The 17203-nt window shown below is 69.5% G+C and carries 18 protein-coding genes; 14 read left to right on the forward strand and 4 right to left on the reverse strand.

What is annotated here, in order from left to right:
- Positions 1-7: 7 nt before the first annotated feature.
- Positions 8-1831 (forward strand): allophanate hydrolase, encoded by a 1824-nt coding sequence (gene atzF, locus TMO_RS06030; protein ID WP_014744715.1) that lies wholly within the window; start codon positions 8-10, stop codon positions 1829-1831.
- A gap of 23 nt (positions 1832-1854) precedes the next feature.
- On the opposite strand, the gene TMO_RS06035 is transcribed toward atzF, so the two are convergent.
- Both TMO_RS06035 and TMO_RS06040 read right to left on the reverse strand, forming a co-directional pair.
- Positions 1855-2193: an STAS domain-containing protein gene (locus TMO_RS06035; RefSeq protein ID WP_187297816.1), complete on the reverse strand. Its 339-nt coding sequence runs from the start codon at positions 2191-2193 to the stop codon at positions 1855-1857.
- A 97-nt stretch (positions 2194-2290) separates the two neighbouring features.
- The gene (locus tag TMO_RS06040; RefSeq protein ID WP_014744717.1) at positions 2291-2974 is read right to left on the reverse strand and encodes an NTP transferase domain-containing protein; all 684 of its coding nucleotides are present in this window, start codon (positions 2972-2974) and stop codon (positions 2291-2293) included.
- Between the two features lie 233 nt (positions 2975-3207).
- On the opposite strand from TMO_RS06040, the gene sugE reads away from it, so the two are divergent.
- The 11 genes from sugE (at position 3208) to pepN (ending at position 13087) form a co-directional block, all read left to right on the forward strand.
- Complete coding sequence (sugE, locus tag TMO_RS06045; RefSeq protein ID WP_014744718.1) at positions 3208-3528, forward strand: quaternary ammonium compound efflux SMR transporter SugE; 321 nt, start codon at positions 3208-3210, stop codon at positions 3526-3528.
- Positions 3529-3693: 165 nt separating this feature from the next.
- Positions 3694-4047: an HPF/RaiA family ribosome-associated protein gene (locus TMO_RS06050; RefSeq protein WP_014744719.1), complete on the forward strand. Its 354-nt coding sequence runs from the start codon at positions 3694-3696 to the stop codon at positions 4045-4047.
- 252 nt (positions 4048-4299) lie between these two features.
- A complete protein-coding gene (locus TMO_RS06055) occupies positions 4300-5361 on the forward strand; it encodes a TRAP transporter substrate-binding protein (protein WP_014744720.1) in 1062 nt (353 codons plus the stop codon).
- A gap of 19 nt (positions 5362-5380) precedes the next feature.
- Positions 5381-5860, forward strand: a complete 480-nt coding sequence (locus TMO_RS29145; protein ID WP_187297817.1) for a TRAP transporter small permease subunit — start codon at positions 5381-5383, stop codon at positions 5858-5860.
- The gene (locus TMO_RS06065; RefSeq protein ID WP_014744722.1) at positions 5857-7161 is read left to right on the forward strand and encodes a TRAP transporter large permease; all 1305 of its coding nucleotides are present in this window, start codon (positions 5857-5859) and stop codon (positions 7159-7161) included. The genes TMO_RS29145 and TMO_RS06065 overlap by 4 nt, the downstream gene beginning before the upstream one ends.
- A 4-nt stretch (positions 7162-7165) precedes the next feature.
- The gene (locus TMO_RS32540) at positions 7166-7627 is read left to right on the forward strand and encodes an AMP-binding protein (protein WP_014744723.1); all 462 of its coding nucleotides are present in this window, start codon (positions 7166-7168) and stop codon (positions 7625-7627) included.
- Complete coding sequence (locus TMO_RS32545; protein ID WP_014744724.1) at positions 7600-8760, forward strand: AMP-binding protein; 1161 nt, start codon at positions 7600-7602, stop codon at positions 8758-8760. Before TMO_RS32540 ends, TMO_RS32545 begins: the two co-directional genes overlap by 28 nt.
- 129 nt (positions 8761-8889) lie before the next feature.
- Positions 8890-9180, forward strand: coding sequence for a hypothetical protein (locus tag TMO_RS06080; protein ID WP_014744725.1), 291 nt, complete (start codon positions 8890-8892; stop codon positions 9178-9180).
- A 38-nt stretch (positions 9181-9218) separates the two neighbouring features.
- Positions 9219-9986 carry an AzlC family ABC transporter permease gene (locus TMO_RS06085; protein ID WP_014744726.1) on the forward strand — a complete coding sequence of 256 codons (768 nt, stop codon included), beginning with the start codon at positions 9219-9221 and terminating at the stop codon, positions 9984-9986.
- On the forward strand, positions 9986-10306 hold the full coding sequence (locus TMO_RS06090) for an AzlD domain-containing protein (RefSeq protein WP_014744727.1): 321 nt from the start codon (positions 9986-9988) through the stop codon (positions 10304-10306). The genes TMO_RS06085 and TMO_RS06090 overlap by 1 nt, the downstream gene beginning before the upstream one ends.
- 117 nt (positions 10307-10423) lie before the next feature.
- Entirely contained in the window at positions 10424-13087 is a 2664-nt protein-coding gene (gene pepN / locus TMO_RS06095) for an aminopeptidase N (RefSeq protein ID WP_014744728.1), read from the forward strand.
- 76 nt (positions 13088-13163) lie between these two features.
- Here pepN and TMO_RS06100 read toward each other — a convergent pair whose 3' ends face one another.
- Positions 13164-14342 carry a serine hydrolase domain-containing protein gene (locus tag TMO_RS06100; RefSeq protein WP_014744729.1) on the reverse strand — a complete coding sequence of 393 codons (1179 nt, stop codon included), beginning with the start codon at positions 14340-14342 and terminating at the stop codon, positions 13164-13166.
- A gap of 276 nt (positions 14343-14618) precedes the next feature.
- Here TMO_RS06100 and TMO_RS32030 point away from each other — a divergent pair, with 276 nt between their 5' ends.
- Together TMO_RS32030 and TMO_RS32035 are read left to right on the forward strand one after the other, a co-directional pair.
- The gene (locus TMO_RS32030) at positions 14619-15146 is read left to right on the forward strand and encodes an AraC family transcriptional regulator (RefSeq protein ID WP_014744730.1); all 528 of its coding nucleotides are present in this window, start codon (positions 14619-14621) and stop codon (positions 15144-15146) included.
- Positions 15107-15619 (forward strand): helix-turn-helix domain-containing protein, encoded by a 513-nt coding sequence (locus TMO_RS32035; protein ID WP_014744731.1) that lies wholly within the window; start codon positions 15107-15109, stop codon positions 15617-15619. Before TMO_RS32030 ends, TMO_RS32035 begins: the two co-directional genes overlap by 40 nt.
- Before the next feature lie 91 nt (positions 15620-15710).
- On the opposite strand, the gene TMO_RS06110 is transcribed toward TMO_RS32035, so the two are convergent.
- Complete coding sequence (locus TMO_RS06110; protein WP_014744732.1) at positions 15711-17060, reverse strand: globin-coupled sensor protein; 1350 nt, start codon at positions 17058-17060, stop codon at positions 15711-15713.
- Positions 17061-17203: the final 143 nt, after the last annotated feature.

Below are 17203 nucleotides of genomic sequence, written 5' to 3' on the forward strand. Positions count from 1 at the left end.
TCGCCCGATGACCGACACCCTGCCTGCCGCCTTCGACGTTGCCCGGCTTTCCGCCGCCTATGCCGCGGGCGAGACCGACCCCGTGACGGTGGTGCGGCTCGCCTTCGAGCGGATCCGCGCCTGGCCCGACCCGGCCGTCTGGATCCTGCTGCGCGACGAGGCGGATCTGCTGGCCGAGGCGCGGGCGCTGATGGCGCGGGGGCCTGCGGGGCTGCCGCTCTGGGGCATCCCCTTCGCGGTGAAGGACAATATCGATGTGGCGGGGCTGCCGACCACGGCCGCCTGTCCCGAATTCACCTACACGCCTGAACGTTCAGCCACGGTCGTGGCGCGGCTGGTGGCGGCGGGCGCCCTGCTGATCGGCAAGACCAATCTGGATCAGTTCGCGACCGGTCTGGTGGGCGTGCGCTCCCCCTGGGGGGCGCCCCGCAGCGCCTTCGATGCCGAGTATGTCTCGGGCGGGTCGAGTTCCGGATCGGGTGTCGCCGCGGCTGCCGGGCTGGTCTCGTTCTCGCTCGGCACCGATACCGCCGGCTCGGGCCGGGTGCCGGCCGCCTTCGGCAACACGGTGGGGCTGAAGCCCAGCCGCGGGCTGGTCAGCGCCGCCGGCGTGGTGCCGGCCTGCCGCTCGCTCGACTGCGTGACCGTCTTCGCCCAGACCGCCGATGATGCCGCTGCCGTGCTGGATGTGGCCGCCGGCTATGATCCGGCCGACCCCTATTCGCGCCCGGCCCCCTGGCCCGCGGGCCAGCCCCTGCCGGCGGCGCCATCGGCCTTCCGCTTCGGCGTGCCCGCTGCCGATGCGCTGGAATTCTTCGGCGACCGGCTCAACCCGCCGCTCTTCGCGGCGTCCGTCGCCCGGCTCGAAAGCCTGGGCGGCGAGGCGGTGGAGATCGATCTCGCGCCTTTCCTTGAGGTCGCGCGCCTGCTCTATCAGGGGCCCTGGGTGGCCGAACGCACCGCGGCGGTGGGCGATTTCCTGGCCGCCAACCCCGAGGCAGGCCATCCGGTGGTGCGCGGGATCATCGATGGCGGCCATGGCGTCACCGCGGTCGAGGCCTTCCGCGCCATGTACCGGCTGGAAGAGCTGCGCAAGGTCTGCGATGCCGTCTGGGAGGCCGTCGATCTGGTGATCACCCCGACCGCCGGTACGACCTACACCGTGGCGGCGCTGGAGGCCGATCCGGTGCGGCTGAACAGCAACCTCGGCTATTACACCAACTTCATGAACCTGTTGGACTATGCCGCGGTGGCGGTGCCGGCCGGGTTTCGCGATGACGGGCTGCCCTTCGGCGTGACCCTGTTGGCGCCGGCTTTCGCCGATCGTCGGCTGCTGGCGCTGGGCGACCGGCTGCACCGGGCAGCCGGGCTGACCGCCGGCGCCACGGGGTTGCCGCTTGGGCCTGCGGGCCCGCGCGGACCGGTGGAGGCCGGGCGTACGGTCGATCTCGCCGTGGTCGGCGCCCATATGGCGGGGCTGCCGCTCAATGGCGAGCTGGTCGCGGCCGGGGCGCAGTTCGTGCGGGCGGCGACCACGGCGCCGGTCTACCGGCTGTATGCGCTGAACCAGCTGTCCCCCGCCCGGCCGGGGCTGGTGCGGGTGGACGAGGGCGGTGCCGGGATCGCGGTGGAGATCTGGCGGATGCCGGTGGCGGCGCTCGGCCGTTTCGTGACCGGCATCGCCGCGCCGCTGGGTCTGGGCACGCTGGTGCTGGAGGATGGCGGCACGGTCGCAGGCTTCATCTGCGAAGGGGCGGCCGCATCGGAGGCGCGCGACATCACCGGCCATGGCGGCTGGCGCGCCTGGATGGCGAGCCAGGCCGCGGCCTGATGTCGAAGATGCGGAGGGGCGCGTCAGCCGGCGATCAGCCGGCGCGCCGTCTCCTCGTCGTCCACCATCGGCAGCAGGTCGGCCAGGCCCGACATGGTGATGGTCTGGCGCACCTGATCCTGTACGCCGACCAGGATCATCCGGCCGCCGCGGCGGGTGACCGCCTTGGCATTGGCCAGCAGCAGGCGGATGCCGATCGAGGCCAGGAAGGCGACGTCGGTCATGTCGACGATCACGTTCTTCGCGGCACCGCAGGCGGTGGAGACGGGCAGTTCGGCAGTGGCGCTGCCGGCGACGTCGAGACGGCCCTCGAGCACGATCCGGGTGACGGCATCGTCGGATTTGTGGACGGAGATCTGCATCTGGGCGTGCTCCTGGTCGGAAAGGTCCGGCGGATCATGCCCGGGAATCATGACAGTTTCATGTCGGTATTATGTGATGTCGAGGTGGGGAGAGCGCTCAGCCTCGCCGCGCCGCCGCATCGGCCACCGCCAGGGCGGTGGGCGTGTTGATGTTGAGGAAGGGATCGCCGCCATCCCGGCGGGCCGGGAAGTCGGCGGCAACCGCCCCCAATGCGGCCAGCGCCCCGCCGAGAGAGGCGGCCCTGCCGCCGCCGGTGGCGCAGGCGCGGGCGGTATCGGCCAGTGCCGAGACCCTGGGGGCCAGCGTCAGCGGCCAGAGCGAGACCACCGGATGGATGCGGCCGAAACTGGCCGCCACCGCCGGTCGCGGCGGCCCGCCCGCCGGCAGGGCGGCGAGCAGGCCGCGCACCAGATCCTCGGGCAGCAGCGGCGCATCATTCGGCACCACAAGCAGAGCCCGTGGGCAGGGATCGAGCGTCGCCGCCCAGGCAAGGCCGGCCTCGATGCCGGCGATCGGACCGATGGGGGGGCCTGGCTGATCGATCAGCGCCCGCAGCGCGCCCGAGGCGCAGCCGGGTGGCGCGTCGCCGGCAATGCGGGGGAGCGTGCGCCCGGCGCGGATGCTGATCGCCAGATGGCCGACCTGCGGGCGGATGCGGTCGATGACATGGATCAGCATCGGCCGGCCGGCGAGTTCCAGGGCGCCCTTGTCGACCCCGCCCATCCGGACGGCCTGGCCGCCATTAAGGATCAGTCCCGCGATCTCCGTCCGTGCCGTCATCGCCTGTCCCTTCTGCGGTGTGCGGGGCGGTGCATGCCGTCATCTTGGCATTCCCCGGTCGCCGGGGCCAGCCATCCGCGCTCTGGACGCACCAGGGCAAGGCCGCTATATCACGGGGATCGTGACGCGCCGCGAGGGGACGACCCTTCGCCCGATATCGGCCCGGGGGCCGATGTCAGGACCGGCGCCTCTGCGGGGACGACCCTGCGCATCACTGCGGGAGGTCTCCGCGCATGTCCTGGATCATTCTCGTCATCGCCGGCCTGTTCGAAATCGGCTGGGCGGTCGGGCTCAAATACACCCATGGCTTCACCCGGCTCTGGCCCTCGGTGCTGACTGCCGGTGCGATGACAGCTTCGGTGGTGCTGCTGGGCCTGGCGCTCCGCAGCCTGCCGCTCGGCACCGCCTATGCGGTCTGGACCGGCATCGGCACGGTCGGCACCGTGCTCTTCGGCATCTTCGTGCTGGGCGAACCGGCAACGGCGGCGCGTCTGGCCTGCATCCTGCTGATCGTCTCTGGCATCGCGGGTTTGAAGATCCTGGCATCTCATTGAAATTAAATTGCGTTTTTAGGCTGCGGCGGGAGGTCGCAGCCCCGAACGGCCTGGAACGCAGAAGAAGTTTTTGTCAAGACGTGAACTGCGCGGGAAGGGCGCCCAAGTGGATCAATAGAGGCTGCGGCGCCTCGGCTGCAGCCCTGATCCAGATGGAGACCGATCATGACCAAAGGTTCGCCGACCATCACTTTCCGCAACCTCGACCGTTCCCCGGCGATCGAGACGGCGATACACGATCGGGCTGAGCTTCTCTACCGCATGGGCGGTCGTATCGAGCAGCTCCAGATCGTGATCGAGGCAGCGAACCGGACCGCCGACGATCGCGTGCAGGGCCTGACGGTGCGGGTGGAAATGGCGGTGCCCGGGCCGGACATCGTGGTCACTCGCATCCGCCCGCGCGTCTCCGGCCCCGACGACGTGGTGCAGGTCGTCCGCGATGCGATGGATACCGCCCGCCGGCAGCTGGCGGCCCGGCTGTCGCAGCGCCGCGGCAGCCGTGAGCGCCGGATCGCCTGATCCCCGCCCCGGACGGCACGGAACATCTTTGATCACCAACCGGCCCGCCGACCTCCGGCGGGCCTTTCTGTTGCCGGCGTATGCGCCTGTCCCGCGATGATCAAATCCCTTGAAAAACCATACGTGCTGATATAACCCTCACAGAAGAGATGCGCCGCTAAATTCAACCATAAGAATGTATGATCGCAGCAGACGGGTACGGGGCAGCGCATCATCGGGCGGGCACGTCAGACAGGGCGAGGGGACGGTCAGATGACGGAAACGGCAACGGGCATCCGCCGCAGGCGGATGCGGCGGGTGATGGCGTGTGGCCTGGCGGTGGCGTCGATGCTGCTGGGACTGGGCGATCGGGCCGATGCGGCGGGGCAGGCGGTACGCTTCGCCCATTGGGTGCCCACCACCCATGCGCTGCATCAGGGGGTGGAAGACTGGGCGAAGGCGGTCACCGCCGAGTCGAAGGGCACGCTCGAGGTGCAGGTCTTCCCGGCCGAACAGCTGGGCAAGGCGCGCGATCATTACGACATGGTCGCCAGCGGCATCGCCGATCTGGCGCTGGTGGTGCCGGGCTACACCCCCGGCCGCTTCCCGGTCGTGTCGGTGCTGGAACTGCCCTTCCTGGTGCCCTCGGCCGCGCAGGCGGCGGCCCCCTTCGACAGCTGGTACCGGCCGCTCGCCCCCCGCGAAATGCCCGAGGTCACCTATTGCCTGGGCATCGTTCAGGAACCCGGCATCCTGCATAGCCGCAAGCCGGTAGTGGTGCCCGAGGATGTAGAGGGCATGAAGCTGCGCCCCGGTTCGGCGCTGGTCGGCCGGCTCTTCGCCTCGATGGGCGCATCCGCCGTGTCGATCAGCGCGCCCGAAGCGCGCGAGGCGGCGGCACGGGGCGTGATCGATGCGGCGACGCTCGCCTACGGCACCCTGGTCTCCTTCGGGCTCGACAAGGTGCTGAACAACCATATGGATCTGCCGCTCTACAGCGTGCCGGTGCTCTACCTTGCCAATACCCGCTGGTATCAGGGGCTGAGCGGCGATGCCAGGGCGGCGGTCGACGCCCATTGCTCGGTGGCCGACGCCGTGCGTCAGTCCACGGCCTGGGGCGATTGGGAACGTGCCGGCCGCGGCGTTCTTGCCGCCCTGCCCAACCAGACCTTCACCAATCCCGATGCGGCGCAGCGCGCGCTCTGGGCCGAAACCGGCAAGCCCTTCCGGGCGCAGTGGATCGCCGATGCCGGCGCCAAGGGGGTGGATGGTGCCGCGGCGCTGGCCGAGCTGGAAGCCGCGATCGCGGCTGCCGCGCCGCCCGTCCCACGCTGATCCGATGCAGGCGGCGTTGATGCAGGTGGTGACCGTCACCGGCCGCCTTGCCGGCGCGGCTGCCGCCGCAGCACTCGGCCTTGCGGTGGTTGCGGGTGGGGTGACGGCCCTTGCCCGCTATCTTTTCGGCTATGCCGTGCCCGACGGGTTCGATCTGGTCCGGCTGACCGGCGGCATCGCCGCCTGTTGGGGGATCGCCGCCGCCATCGCGGCCGACGAGTTGATCCGGATCGATGTCGCCCGGGCCCTGCCGCGGCCGCTGGCGGCGGTGGTGGCGGTTCTGGGCGGGGCGGGGGCGCTGGCCGGTGCCGTGCTGCTCGCCCGGTCCGGCGTGCTCGGCACCGATCTGCTGCTGCGTTCGGGCGAAACCACGGCCGATCTGCAGCTGCCGCTCTGGCCCGCCCATCTGGTGATGGCGGCGGGGCTGGTGGTGGCGGCGTTGCTGGCCCTGCTGCGGCTGCTGGCCCCGGTGGAGGGGGAAGGGGACAAGACTACATGATCGATGGCGGGATTGCCGCCCTCGGCGGTTTCGGCGGTCTGTTTCTGCTGGCCCTGCTGCGGGTGCCGGTGGGCTTCGCCATGCTCATCGCCGGGCTGGGTGGCATTGCGGCGCTGATCGGCGTCGACCCGGCGGCGGCGGTGGCGGTGCAGTCGCCGCTGCGCACGCTGACCGGCTATGACATGCTGCTGATCCCGATGTTCATCGCGATGAGCGCGCTTGCCAACCACACCGGGCTGGGGCGAGAGCTGTACACGGCCGGCCATGCCTGGGCGGGGCGCGCGCGGGGCGGGCTCGGCCTCGCCACCATTCTGGCCAGCGCCGGTTTCGCCGGGATCTGCGGCTCGTCGGTCGCCTCGACCGCCGCCATGGCGCGGGTGGCCCTGCCGGAAATGCGGGCCCGGGGCTATGCGCCCGGCTTTGCGGCCGGCACGGTGGCCGCCGGCGGCACGCTCGGCATTCTGATCCCGCCCTCATTGGTACTGGCCCTGTACGGGCTGTTGACGGAACAGGATATCGGCCGGCTGTTCGTGGCGGGCCTGGTGCCCGGCGTGCTGGCCGTGGCGCTTTATGCGCTGACGGTGACCCTGATCGCCGGGCGCCGGCCGGAAGCCGCCCCCGGCGGTGCGCCCGCCGGCCGGGCCGAACGCTTCGCCAGCCTGCGCGGGCTCTGGGCGGTGGCCGCGATCTTTCTCGGCATCATCGGCGGGCTGTATCTGGGTGTCTTTGCACCTGGCGAAGCCGGTGCGATGGGCGCGCTGGCTGTGGCGGCGGTGGGGCTGATCCGCGGCCGGCTGACGCTGGCGGCCGTGGGCGGTGCCCTGACCGAGGCCGCCCGCAGTGCCGCCTCGGTGATGGTCGTGCTGATCGGCGCGCTGGTCTTCGGCTATTTCCTGGCCCTGACCCGGGCGCCCCAGCTGCTGGTTCAGGCCCTGACCGAAACCGGCCTGTCGCCCTGGGGGGTGATGGCGGCGATGCTGGCCGGGTATTTCCTGCTCGGCTGCGTTCTCGACACGCTGGCGATGATCGTGCTCACCGTACCGATCACCTATCCGGTGGCGGTGGCGCTGGGCTTCGACCCGATCTGGTTCGGCGTGGTGGTGACCATGACGGTGGAGATCGGGCTGATCACCCCGCCCTACGGATTGAACGTGCTGGTGCTGAACACCATCGCCCGCGATGTCGGCCTTGCCACCATCTATCGCGGCGTCGCCCCCTTCGTCGCGGCCGATCTGGTGCGCGTGTTCCTGATCTGCCTGGCGCCCGGCATCGTGCTGTGGCTGCCATCGACCATGGGGTGAAGCGATGCGTCCGATCGACCCGTTCCTGCGCGGCCTGCAGCTGGCCCCCGATGCGGCTGCGGCGATAGAGGTCGGAAGCGATGATCCGCCGATCGACTATCGGGGCCTCAATGCCCGGGTCGAGGCGCTGGCCGGCTGGCTGGCGGGGCTGCCGGTCGATGGGGCGGGGCAGCTGCGGGTGGCGGTCTATTCCCCCAATGCCGCCATGGGATTTGCCGCCGTGCTGGCCTGCATGCGGGCTGGCGTGGTCTGGGTGCCGATCAATGCCCGCAACGCCCTGGCTGAGAATCTGTTCATCATGAATCAGGCGCGGGTGGGCGTGCTGGCGATCGCCGATGCCTTTCTGCCCGATCTGCCCGAGATCCTGGATGCGGCGCCGGGGATCGGGGCGGTGCTGCTGCTGGGGCCGGCGATCCGCCGGAACCGCCCGCGCGGCGGTTGCAGCTGGCACGGGCGGCGGCGCTGATCGCGGCCCCGCCGCCGCCGGCGCCCGATCCGGTGCATGATCCCGACCGGGTGTCGGCGATCCTGTCGACCGGCGGCACCACCGGCCGGCCCAAGGGCGTGGTCTGGACCGACCGGATGTGGGAGGCGCTGACCCTGTCGATCTGGGCGCATATGCCCATGCCCGAAGGCGAACGGCCGGTGCATCTGGTGGCCGCACCCATGACCCATGCCGCCGGTGTGATCGCGCTGCCGCTGACGGCCGGCGGGGCCACCACAGTGATCCTGCCCAAGGCCGATCCCGTGGTGATCATGGATGCGATCGAACGCTATCGCGTGACGCATCTCTTTCTGCCGCCGACGGTCGTCTATATGATTCTGGCCGACCGGTCGACCCATGGCCATGACCTGTCGTCGCTGCGCTATCTGATCTATTCCGCAGCCCCCATGGCACCCGACAAGCTGGCCGAGGCGATGGCCCTGTTCGGCCCGGTTCTGGTTCAGGGCTATGGCCAGGCCGAAATCCCGCTGATGGGCACCTTCATGAGCGCGGCCGAACATGTGGCGGCGCTGGATGCCGGGGATCATGCCCGCCTGGTTTCCGCCGGCCGGCCGGGGATCGCGTCTCAGGTTTCGATCCGCGACCCCGGGGGACGGGAACTGCCGCGCGGCGAGACCGGCGAGATCTGCTTCCGCGGCAGCCTGGTCACCCCCGGCTATGACGGCCGGCCGGAGCTGACGGCCGAACATCGTTTCGGCGACTGGCACCGCACCGGCGATCTGGGGTTCATGGATGCGGCCGGCTATGTCTCGATCGTCGACCGGGCGCGCGACATGATCATCACCGGCGGCTTCAACGTCTATTCGGCCGAGGTGGAGCGCGCCATCCTGGCCGATCCCGCCGTGCGCGACTGTGCGGTGATCGGCATCCCCGATCCGGTCTGGGGGGAGGCGGTGACCGCGATCGTCGAGCCTGCCGCCCCGGATGCGGTCGATGTGCAGGCGCTGACCCTGCGGCTCCGCGCTGAACTCGGCGGGGTCAAGACCCCCAAACATGTGGAAATCTGGCCCGAATTGCCGCGCAGCACGGTGGGCAAGGTGCTGAAGCGCAAGATCCGTGACCGCTTCTGGAAGGGGCGCGAACGGCAGATCTAGATGATAAATCCATGATTGTGTGCGGCATGGCTTGACGCCGGTCCGCGGCTGGGGAACGGTGAGGGCCATCTGTGACCGGGCGCCTGCCCGGCGTATCCGGTTTTCTTCTCCTTCGAGGATGCGACCCCTATGTTCGCCTCGTCCTTTCCCGCGTCGGATCTGCGTCCGGTGCCGGTGCCTCGGGTGCTGGCCCTGGCCGAGGCCGATCCGCAGCGTCCCGCCGTCGAGTCCATGCTGATGGCGCTGGCGCTCGACGATCTGGCGGCCCTGCACGACCGCACCCGCAGCGCTGCGCGTGCGGCACGGGCCGCTGACGACATGCCGCGCCTGTTCGATCTGGTGCGCGGCATGAAGACCCTGCAGCGGATCGCCGGCGCGCGCGGCCGGCTGCTGATGGCCCCGCCCGCCCGCCAGGGCTGATCCGGGCATTCCTCCGACCTGTCAGGACTCCCCCGCCGATGTCGGATGTCAATCGATCGGGCGACACGCCGTCGCCGGTGATCGCCGGGCTGAAACTGGCCCTGCCGATCATGGCCGCCTATTTCTCCGTGGCCTTCTCTTTCGGCCTGCTTGCGACCGAATCCGGCCTGCCGGCCTGGGCGGCGGTGGCCATGTCGGTGCTGGTCTATGCCGGCGCCTCGCAATTCATGGCCGTGGCGCTGATTGCGGCCGGCACCGCCATGCCGGCGATCGTGCTGGCGGTGGGCGTGCTGAACCTGCGCCACATGGTGATGACCCTGGCCCTGCCCGGGATCCGCCCGGCGGTCGGCCGGCTGAAGCGGCCCTGGCGGATGGCCCTCTATGCGGGCATCACCGACGAGGCCTTTGCCGCAGCGAGTTTCGCCCGCGACCCCGCCGCGGCCAGGCCGGCCACTCTGGGCACGCTGGTGCTTGCGATCTATCTGTCGTGGATCGCCGGCACGCTGGGCGGCATTGCCGCCGGTGCGCTGGTGCCGGCGGATCTGCGCGCCGCCATGGCTGCCGGGCTCTATGCCCTGTTCGTCGCCCTGCTGGTGCCGGGGCTGAAGGCGCGGCCGGCGATGGCGCTGGTGGTGAGCGCTGCGGCGATCCTGAACGCGGCCTTGAGCACCGTGCTGCCGGCGGGCATTGCGCTGCTGGTCGCCATCCTGTGCGTGGCCGGCGGCCATGCCTTCATCTCGGGCGGCGGGTCGGCGCCCGAGCCCGCCACGGATGCGACCGGGCGCCGACTGGGGAGGGGCGGGTGATGATGTCGGACACCCTGCTGCTGATCACCATCCTGGGCATGGCGGCGGCGACCGCCGTGCCGCGGGTGCTGCCGGCGCTGCTGCCCGCGGGATGGCGGCCCGGCCGTCGGCTTCAGGCCTTTCTGGATGCGGTGCCCTTTGCCGCGCTGGGCGCGCTGATCGTGCCCGGTGTGTTCCAGATCGAGGGCGGGGTGACGGCCGGACTGGCGGTTGCCGGCGCCGCGGCGGCGGCCGCCTTCGCCCGGGCGCCGCTTGCCATCACCGTCGTCATCGGTATCGCCGTCGCCTGGGCCATGGCCGGGGGTATCGTCGGCGGCTGATGCCGATGCGTCCTTGCCCCCGGCGATGCGTCCTTGCTCCTGGCGGCATGGGGGTGCAGGATCGATGCATGAGGCCGGCCCGGTGGCCGGCATCGCCTCGCTTCTACCGGGACGCGCATGAAGACCGATACGCCGAAGACCATCCTGCTCTCCGAGTACACCCCGCCGGCCTATCTGGTGCCGTCGATCGATCTGGAATTCCGGCTTGATCCGCATGCCACCCGGGTGACCGCCGTCTCGCGGATGGAGCGGACCGCCGATACGCCGGCCGATGCACCGCTGGTGCTGAACGGCGCCGGGCTCAAGCTGGTCTCGGTCGCGATCGACGGCGCGCCCGTCGGCCCCGACCGCTGGCTGCAGGAAGAGGAACGCCTGGTGATCCGCAAGGTCCCGGCCGCCTTCGAGCTGACGGTGGTGACCGAGATCGACCCGGCGGGCAACACCGCACTCGAAGGGCTCTACCTCTCCAACGGCATCTTCTGCACCCAGTGCGAGGCGGAAGGCTTCCGCAAGATCACCTATTTCCCCGACCGGCCCGATGTGATGGCGCGCTATCGCACCACCATCATCGGCGATCCGGCGGTGCTGCCGGTGATGCTGTCCAATGGCAATCCGGTGGCCGACGAGATCGGCGAAGACGGGCTCCGGCACATCACCTGGGAAGACCCGTTCCCGAAGCCCAGCTATCTCTTCGCCCTGGTGGCCGGCGATCTGGCGCTCTGCGAAAGCCCGTTCACCACCATGAGCGGCCGCGACGTCTCGCTCCGGCTCTATGTCGAGCCGCGCAACGCCGACAAATGCGAGCACGCCATGGCCTCGCTGAAGAAGGCGATGGTCTGGGACGAGCAGGCCTATGGCCGGGAATACGATCTCGACATCTACATGATCGTCGCGGTCGACGACTTCAACATGGGGGCGATGGAGAACAAGGGTCTCAACGTCTTCAATTCGAAGTACATTCTGGCCCGCCCCGACACCGCGACCGATTCCGATTACGGTGGGATCGAGGCGGTGGTCGCGCATGAATACTTCCACAACTGGACCGGCAACCGCATCACCTGCCGCGACTGGTTCCAGCTCAGCCTGAAGGAAGGGCTGACCGTTTTCCGCGAGCAGCAGTTCGTGGCCGACCACCAGTCGGCGGCGGTGTCGCGCATCCACGACGTGCGGGTGCTGCGCGCCGCCCAGTTCCCCGAAGATGCCGGGCCGACCGCCCATCCCGTCCGGCCCGACAGCTATATCGAGATCAGCAACTTCTACACCTCGACCGTCTACAACAAGGGCGCCGAGGTGATCCGCATGCTCCACACCCTGATCGGGCCCGAGGCCTTCGCCCGGGGCATGGATCTGTATTTCGAGCGCCATGACGGCCAGGCGGTGACCTGCGAGGATTTCGTCCGCGCCCATGCCGATGCCAACGAGCTGGACCTCGGCGATTTCTTCCGCTGGTACGTTCAGGCCGGCACGCCCGAGGTTTCGGTCGAAACCCGCCACGACCCCGAAAGCCGCAGCTTCGAGCTGACCTTCACCCAGACCCTGAAGCCGACCCCCGGCCAGCCGGTGAAGAAGCCGATGGTGATCCCCGTGCGCACCGCGCTGATCGGCGCCGACGGCGCGCCGCTCGCGCTCAGGCTGGCGAACGAGGCGGCGGATGCACCCGAAGCCGACCAGACCGAGCGGGTGCTGGTGCTGGAGGATCGCGTCACCCGCTTCACCTTCGCCGATGTGGCCGAACGGCCGGTGCCCTCGCTGCTCCGCGGCTTCTCGGCCCCCGTCAAGCTGGAGACGCGCGCGGAAGATGCCGATCTGGCCTTCCTGATGGGCCATGACGACGACGCCTTCAATCGCTGGGAGGCGGCGCAGACCTATGCGATCCGGGTGATCCACCGCCTGATCGCCGATGCCGCCGCCGGCCGGCCCCTGGTGCTGCCCGCGGATTTCCGCGACGCTTTCGCCCGCACGATCGGCGATGACAGCCTGGATCCGGCCCTGATCGCCGAGGCGTTGACCCTGCCGGGCGAAAGCTATCTGGCCGAGACCATGACCCGGATCGATGTCGAGGGCATCACCGCCGCCCGGCAGTTCGTCCGACGCGAGATCGGCCGCAGCCTGGAAGGGCTGCTGCTGGAGGTCTTCGACCGGCTGGCGGCCGAGGATGCGGGCAAGCCCTACAGTTTCGATCCCGCCTCGGTGGGCCGGCGGTCGCTGGCCAATCTGTGCCTGGCTTATCTGGGCGCCCCAGGCGGTACGGCCGGGCTGGAGCGTGCCCGCCGGCGCTTCGAGACCGCCGACAACATGACCGATGCGCTGGGCGGGCTGCTGGTCCTGGCCGACCAGGAAGACGCGCTGTCGCAGCCGGCTTTCGATGCTTTCTATGCCCGCTGGAAGGACGAGCCGCTGGTGGTCGACAAATGGTTCATGGTTCAGGCGACGGCCTCGCGCGCCAATGCGCTGGACCATGTGCTGAAACTGATGGAGCACCCGGCCTTTTCGATGCGCAACCCCAACCGGGTGCGCTCGCTGATCGGCGCTTTCGCCGCCAGCAATCCACGCGGCTTCCACGAGGCCTCGGGCCGCGGCTATGACTTCCTGGCCGATCAGATCATCACGCTGGACGCCAGCAACCCGCAGATCGCGGCCCGGCTGGTGGGCCCGTTCAAGCGCTGGCGGCGCTATGACGACCAGCGTCAGGCCCTGATGCGCCAGGCGCTGGAACGCATCGCCGCCCGCCAGGGCCTGTCGCGCGATGTCTACGAGATGGTCAGCAAGTCGCTGGCCTGAGGTTGCGCGACCGAGGTTGCGCGACTGACCGGGAAGGGGCGGCACCGTCACGGCGCCGCCCCCTGTTTTGTCCCCGTCAGCTGTGGCGATAGACCGCGGTTTCGAAGGCGAGATAGCCGCCGACCGAGGCGGCATCGGCGAAGGGCAGGATCTGCGTCGCCCAGAACCCGCCGAGCCCGTTCTGCCGGTCGATCCAGTAGAAGAGATTGGCGAGCCCCGCCCAGGCGAGCGCGCCCGCCGGCCGGCCGGTGGGGGCGGGCTCGTCGTTGATCATGAAGGTCAGCCCCCAGGATTTGGGCATGCCGGGGAAAAACTCGGCATCGTTCGACAACGACGGGATCACGCCGGGCAGCATCTTGATCTTCATCTCGCCCAGCCCGTTCTGTTCCGCCATCCGCACGGTTTCGGGCCGCAGCACCGGGCCGTTGGGCCCCATGCCGTCATTCAGCCACATGCGGATGAATTTCGTGTAGTCGGTGGCGGTCGATTGCAGGCCATGGCCGCCCATATGGATCTCGGGATCCTGGGGCAGCATGAAGTCGGGCAGGGGCGTCAGGCTGCCATCGGCACCGCGCTGATGCATCACCGCCAGCCGCGCCTGCATGTCGGCGGTCATGGTGAAGGCGGTGTCGGTCATGCCCAGCGGATCCAGGATCCGGCTTTGCATCACCTCGCCCAGACGGCGGCCGGTGATCGCCTCCACCACCCGCCCGGCCTGATCGATATTGCTGCCGTATTCCCAGGCCTCGCCCGGATCGAACAGCAGCGGCGTGTCGAGCGCCGCCGCCGTGGCGGTGATCACGCTCGGCTGCCCGCGTGTGGTGGCCAGGCGCTCGTAGACCGGGTTGAAAAAGTCGTAGCCGAAGCCGGCGGTGTGCAGCAGCAGCATGCGGGTGGTGATCTCGCGCCGCGGCGCCCGCAGCCGCGGGCTGCCATCGGCCTCGAAACCCTCGATCACCTGCACCCGGCCCAGCGCCGGCAGATAGTCGCGCGCCGGCGCGTCGAGGTCGAGCAGGCCGTCTTCCACCAGCTGCAGCACGGCCGTGCCGGTCAGCGCCTTGGTGGTGGAAAAGATCGCGAAGACGGTGTCCGCCGTCATCGGCGCATCCCCGCCCGCGGCGCGGAGGCCTGCGGCCCCCTGATAGATGTCGCCCGCGCGATCGGTCGCCACGGCGACCACGCCCGGCAGACCGGGGCCCTCGGTCACGGCCCGGTTCAGCACCGCATCGGCGGCGGTTTTCAATGTCTCGGTCATTGCCATCCTCCCTGGACGGAGCCTCAGGCCTCTCCGCTCTCGATCCGGGCGGGGTTCGACCTTGGGGCCCATGGCGGGCAAGGGTAGCGGGCAGGGGCGACCCGTCTCTATCCGGCATCGGCAGCGCCTGTCGGATTTCGGCAGTTTCTGCACCGCAGACCCGCCTGAAACTCGCCAGCCGGCGGGTCGGGGCGCTATCGTGATGGCAAAGCACCACCCGTAAAGGGGGGAGGGGGAAGGAAGACGTCTGCGTGCTTCGACAGGGGAGGCGGGCACATGCTGAAAGATGCGCTGATCTATGACGCCCGGGGCAACCCGATCCGCCAGCATCACAAGGTGAATTCCCGCGACTGGGACGAGATCCGCGACTGGTCGAACCGGGTTTACATGCCCTATCGGGTGGCGCCCACGGGCGCGGCCGCGACGCCGGCCTCGACCATGCATTCGGCGCGGGTGGGGCGGATCATCGTCACCCGCTTCGCCTATGGCATCCCGGTCCGCGTGCAGGACTGGTCCGAAGATGCCGGCAATGCGGTGGTGCTGACCACCATCGCCGGCAATGCCCGCCACGCCGCGACCGCGCGACAATTCGAGGATACCGGCATCGGCGAAAGCTTCGTGGCCGATTGCAGCCGTATCGACCATCTGATCGATTTCGACCCCGACCATCTGCAGCTGAACCTGACCATCCCGCATGCGGTGCTGGAACAGGCCTGCCGCGACTGGCTGGGTTTCGTGCCGGGCGATGCGCTCTGGCAGCACAAATGCCGGATCGGCGGCCGGGCTCGGCCTGGCTCGCGCTGATGGAATATCTGGTCCGGGCGATTGCAGAGGCCCCGGACCGGCTGGCGGCCGACCGGGTCGGCCGGCATCTGGAGCAGACCGTCTGCCTTCATCTGCTGAACGACTGGGCCGCCCGGGCCGGGTTGGACCCCGCCGAGCCGGGGCGCAGTGTGGTGCCGCGCCATGTGAGGCTCGCCGAAGCCTACATGGCCGAGCATGCGGCCAGCCTCCCGGCCATGACCGAGGTCGCCCGGGCGGCGGGCGTCAGCCTGCGCAGCCTGACCGACGCCTTCAGGCGCTTCCGCGGCTATACCCCCAGCGCCTTCCTGCGCGAACGCCGCCTGCAGGAGGTGCGCCGTCTGCTGCAGGCGGGCGGGTCGGACATGACCGTGTCGCGTGCCGCCTATACGATGGGCTATGTCAATCTGGGGGAATTCGCCCGCAGCTATCGCGCCCGGTTCGGCGAACGGCCGTCGGAGACCCTGCGGTCCTGAAACGACGAACGCCCGCACGGCCCCCCCGGTCCTGCGGGCGTTCCTCAACCGGACGCGGGTGCGCCTTGTCCGGTCAATGCTCAATGCTCTCTCAGTCGCGGTTGGCCCGCAGCCGGTTCATGAAGCCGGTCATCTCGGTCGACAGATGATTGGCGCGGGCCTCCAGCGCCCGGGCGGTTTCAGCCACTTCGTCGGCGGCGGTCTTGGTATCGGCATTCACCCGTTCGATACCCGACACGCCGCGGGTCACCTCGCGGGTGCCCGACGAGACCTGCTGAATGTTGAGCGCAATATCGCGGGTGGCGGCACTCTGTTCCTCCACCGCCGCGGCGACACCGGTTGCGATTTCGTTCATCCGCCGGATGGTCTCGGCGATCTTCTCGATCGCCTGTGCGGTGGCCGAGGCGACATTGCGCATGTCGCCCACCTGGGCGCTGATATCTTCGGTCGCACGCGCGGTCTGGGCGGCGAGGTTCTTCACCTCGCCCGCCACCACGGCGAAGCCCTTGCCGGCCTCGCCGGCCCGCGCCGCCTCGATGGTGGCGTTGAGTGCCAGAAGATTGGTCTGTTCGGCGATGTCGTTGATCAGCTGGACGATCTCGCCCACCTTGCCGGCGGCACCCAGCATGCCTGAAACGGTCGTCGTGGTCTGGCGCGCATCCTCCACCGCCTGCCGGGCGATTTCCGACGACTGCGACACCTGGCCGGCGATCTCGCTGATCGAGCGCGACAATTCCTCGGATGCGGCAGCCACCGCATCGACATTGGCGGCGGCCTGCTCTGCGGCGCCGGCCACGCTGCTCGCTTCGGACCGCGCCATGTCGGCCGCACTGGTCAGCCCGTTCGACGCGCCGCCCAGCCGGCCGACCGTCTGGGTCAGATCCTCGACCACGCCGCGGATCGAGGCGTCGAGTTCGCTGGCCGCTTCAAGACGTGCCGCGCGCACCTGCGCCATGACGCCGGTGATGTACTGCTCCATCGCCAGATCCATGTCCAGGAACACCACCCGGCTCACCGCCGACATGGCGCGTTCCCGCTTGTCATGCGACCAGCGATAGCTTCGCGAAATGGCGGCCAGCAGGCGCTGCAGCACCATCTGATAGCCGCCCATATACCAGCGCGGCTCCAGCCCGATGCGGACATGGGCATTGCCGATCCGGGTGGCGCGCGCGACGTAATCGGCGTCGAACCGCCCGGACATCAGCGCCGTCCAATGCGCTTTCTGGGCCGTTTTCAGATGGTCGACCATCCCCGGCTTCGCGATCAGCGCCTGCATCGGCGGGTAGGTCGCGAGCGTGCGGTAGAAAACGTCCAGAAGATCCTCGATCTCCGCTTCGACCACCGGCCGGACCAAAGCGAGATCGGCGATGGTGGCGGCATCGATGCCGAGGAAACGCAGACGCTCGGCATCGAGCGCGGAAGCGGTGACGGGCGAAGCCATGATGTTCGGGACCAACCTGCTGGTTCGTGACGTTTTTCTGGGGCTTGCCCACGGCCTGTGGCAGGCCGTGAGGCAAACCGATACCAAATCTTAAGGCTGAGAGGGTTGATAAATGATTACGGAATGCGTATCCGGCATCGACG

It is taken from the genome of Tistrella mobilis KA081020-065, assembly GCF_000264455.2.
Taxonomy (GTDB): domain Bacteria; phylum Pseudomonadota; class Alphaproteobacteria; order Tistrellales; family Tistrellaceae; genus Tistrella; species Tistrella mobilis.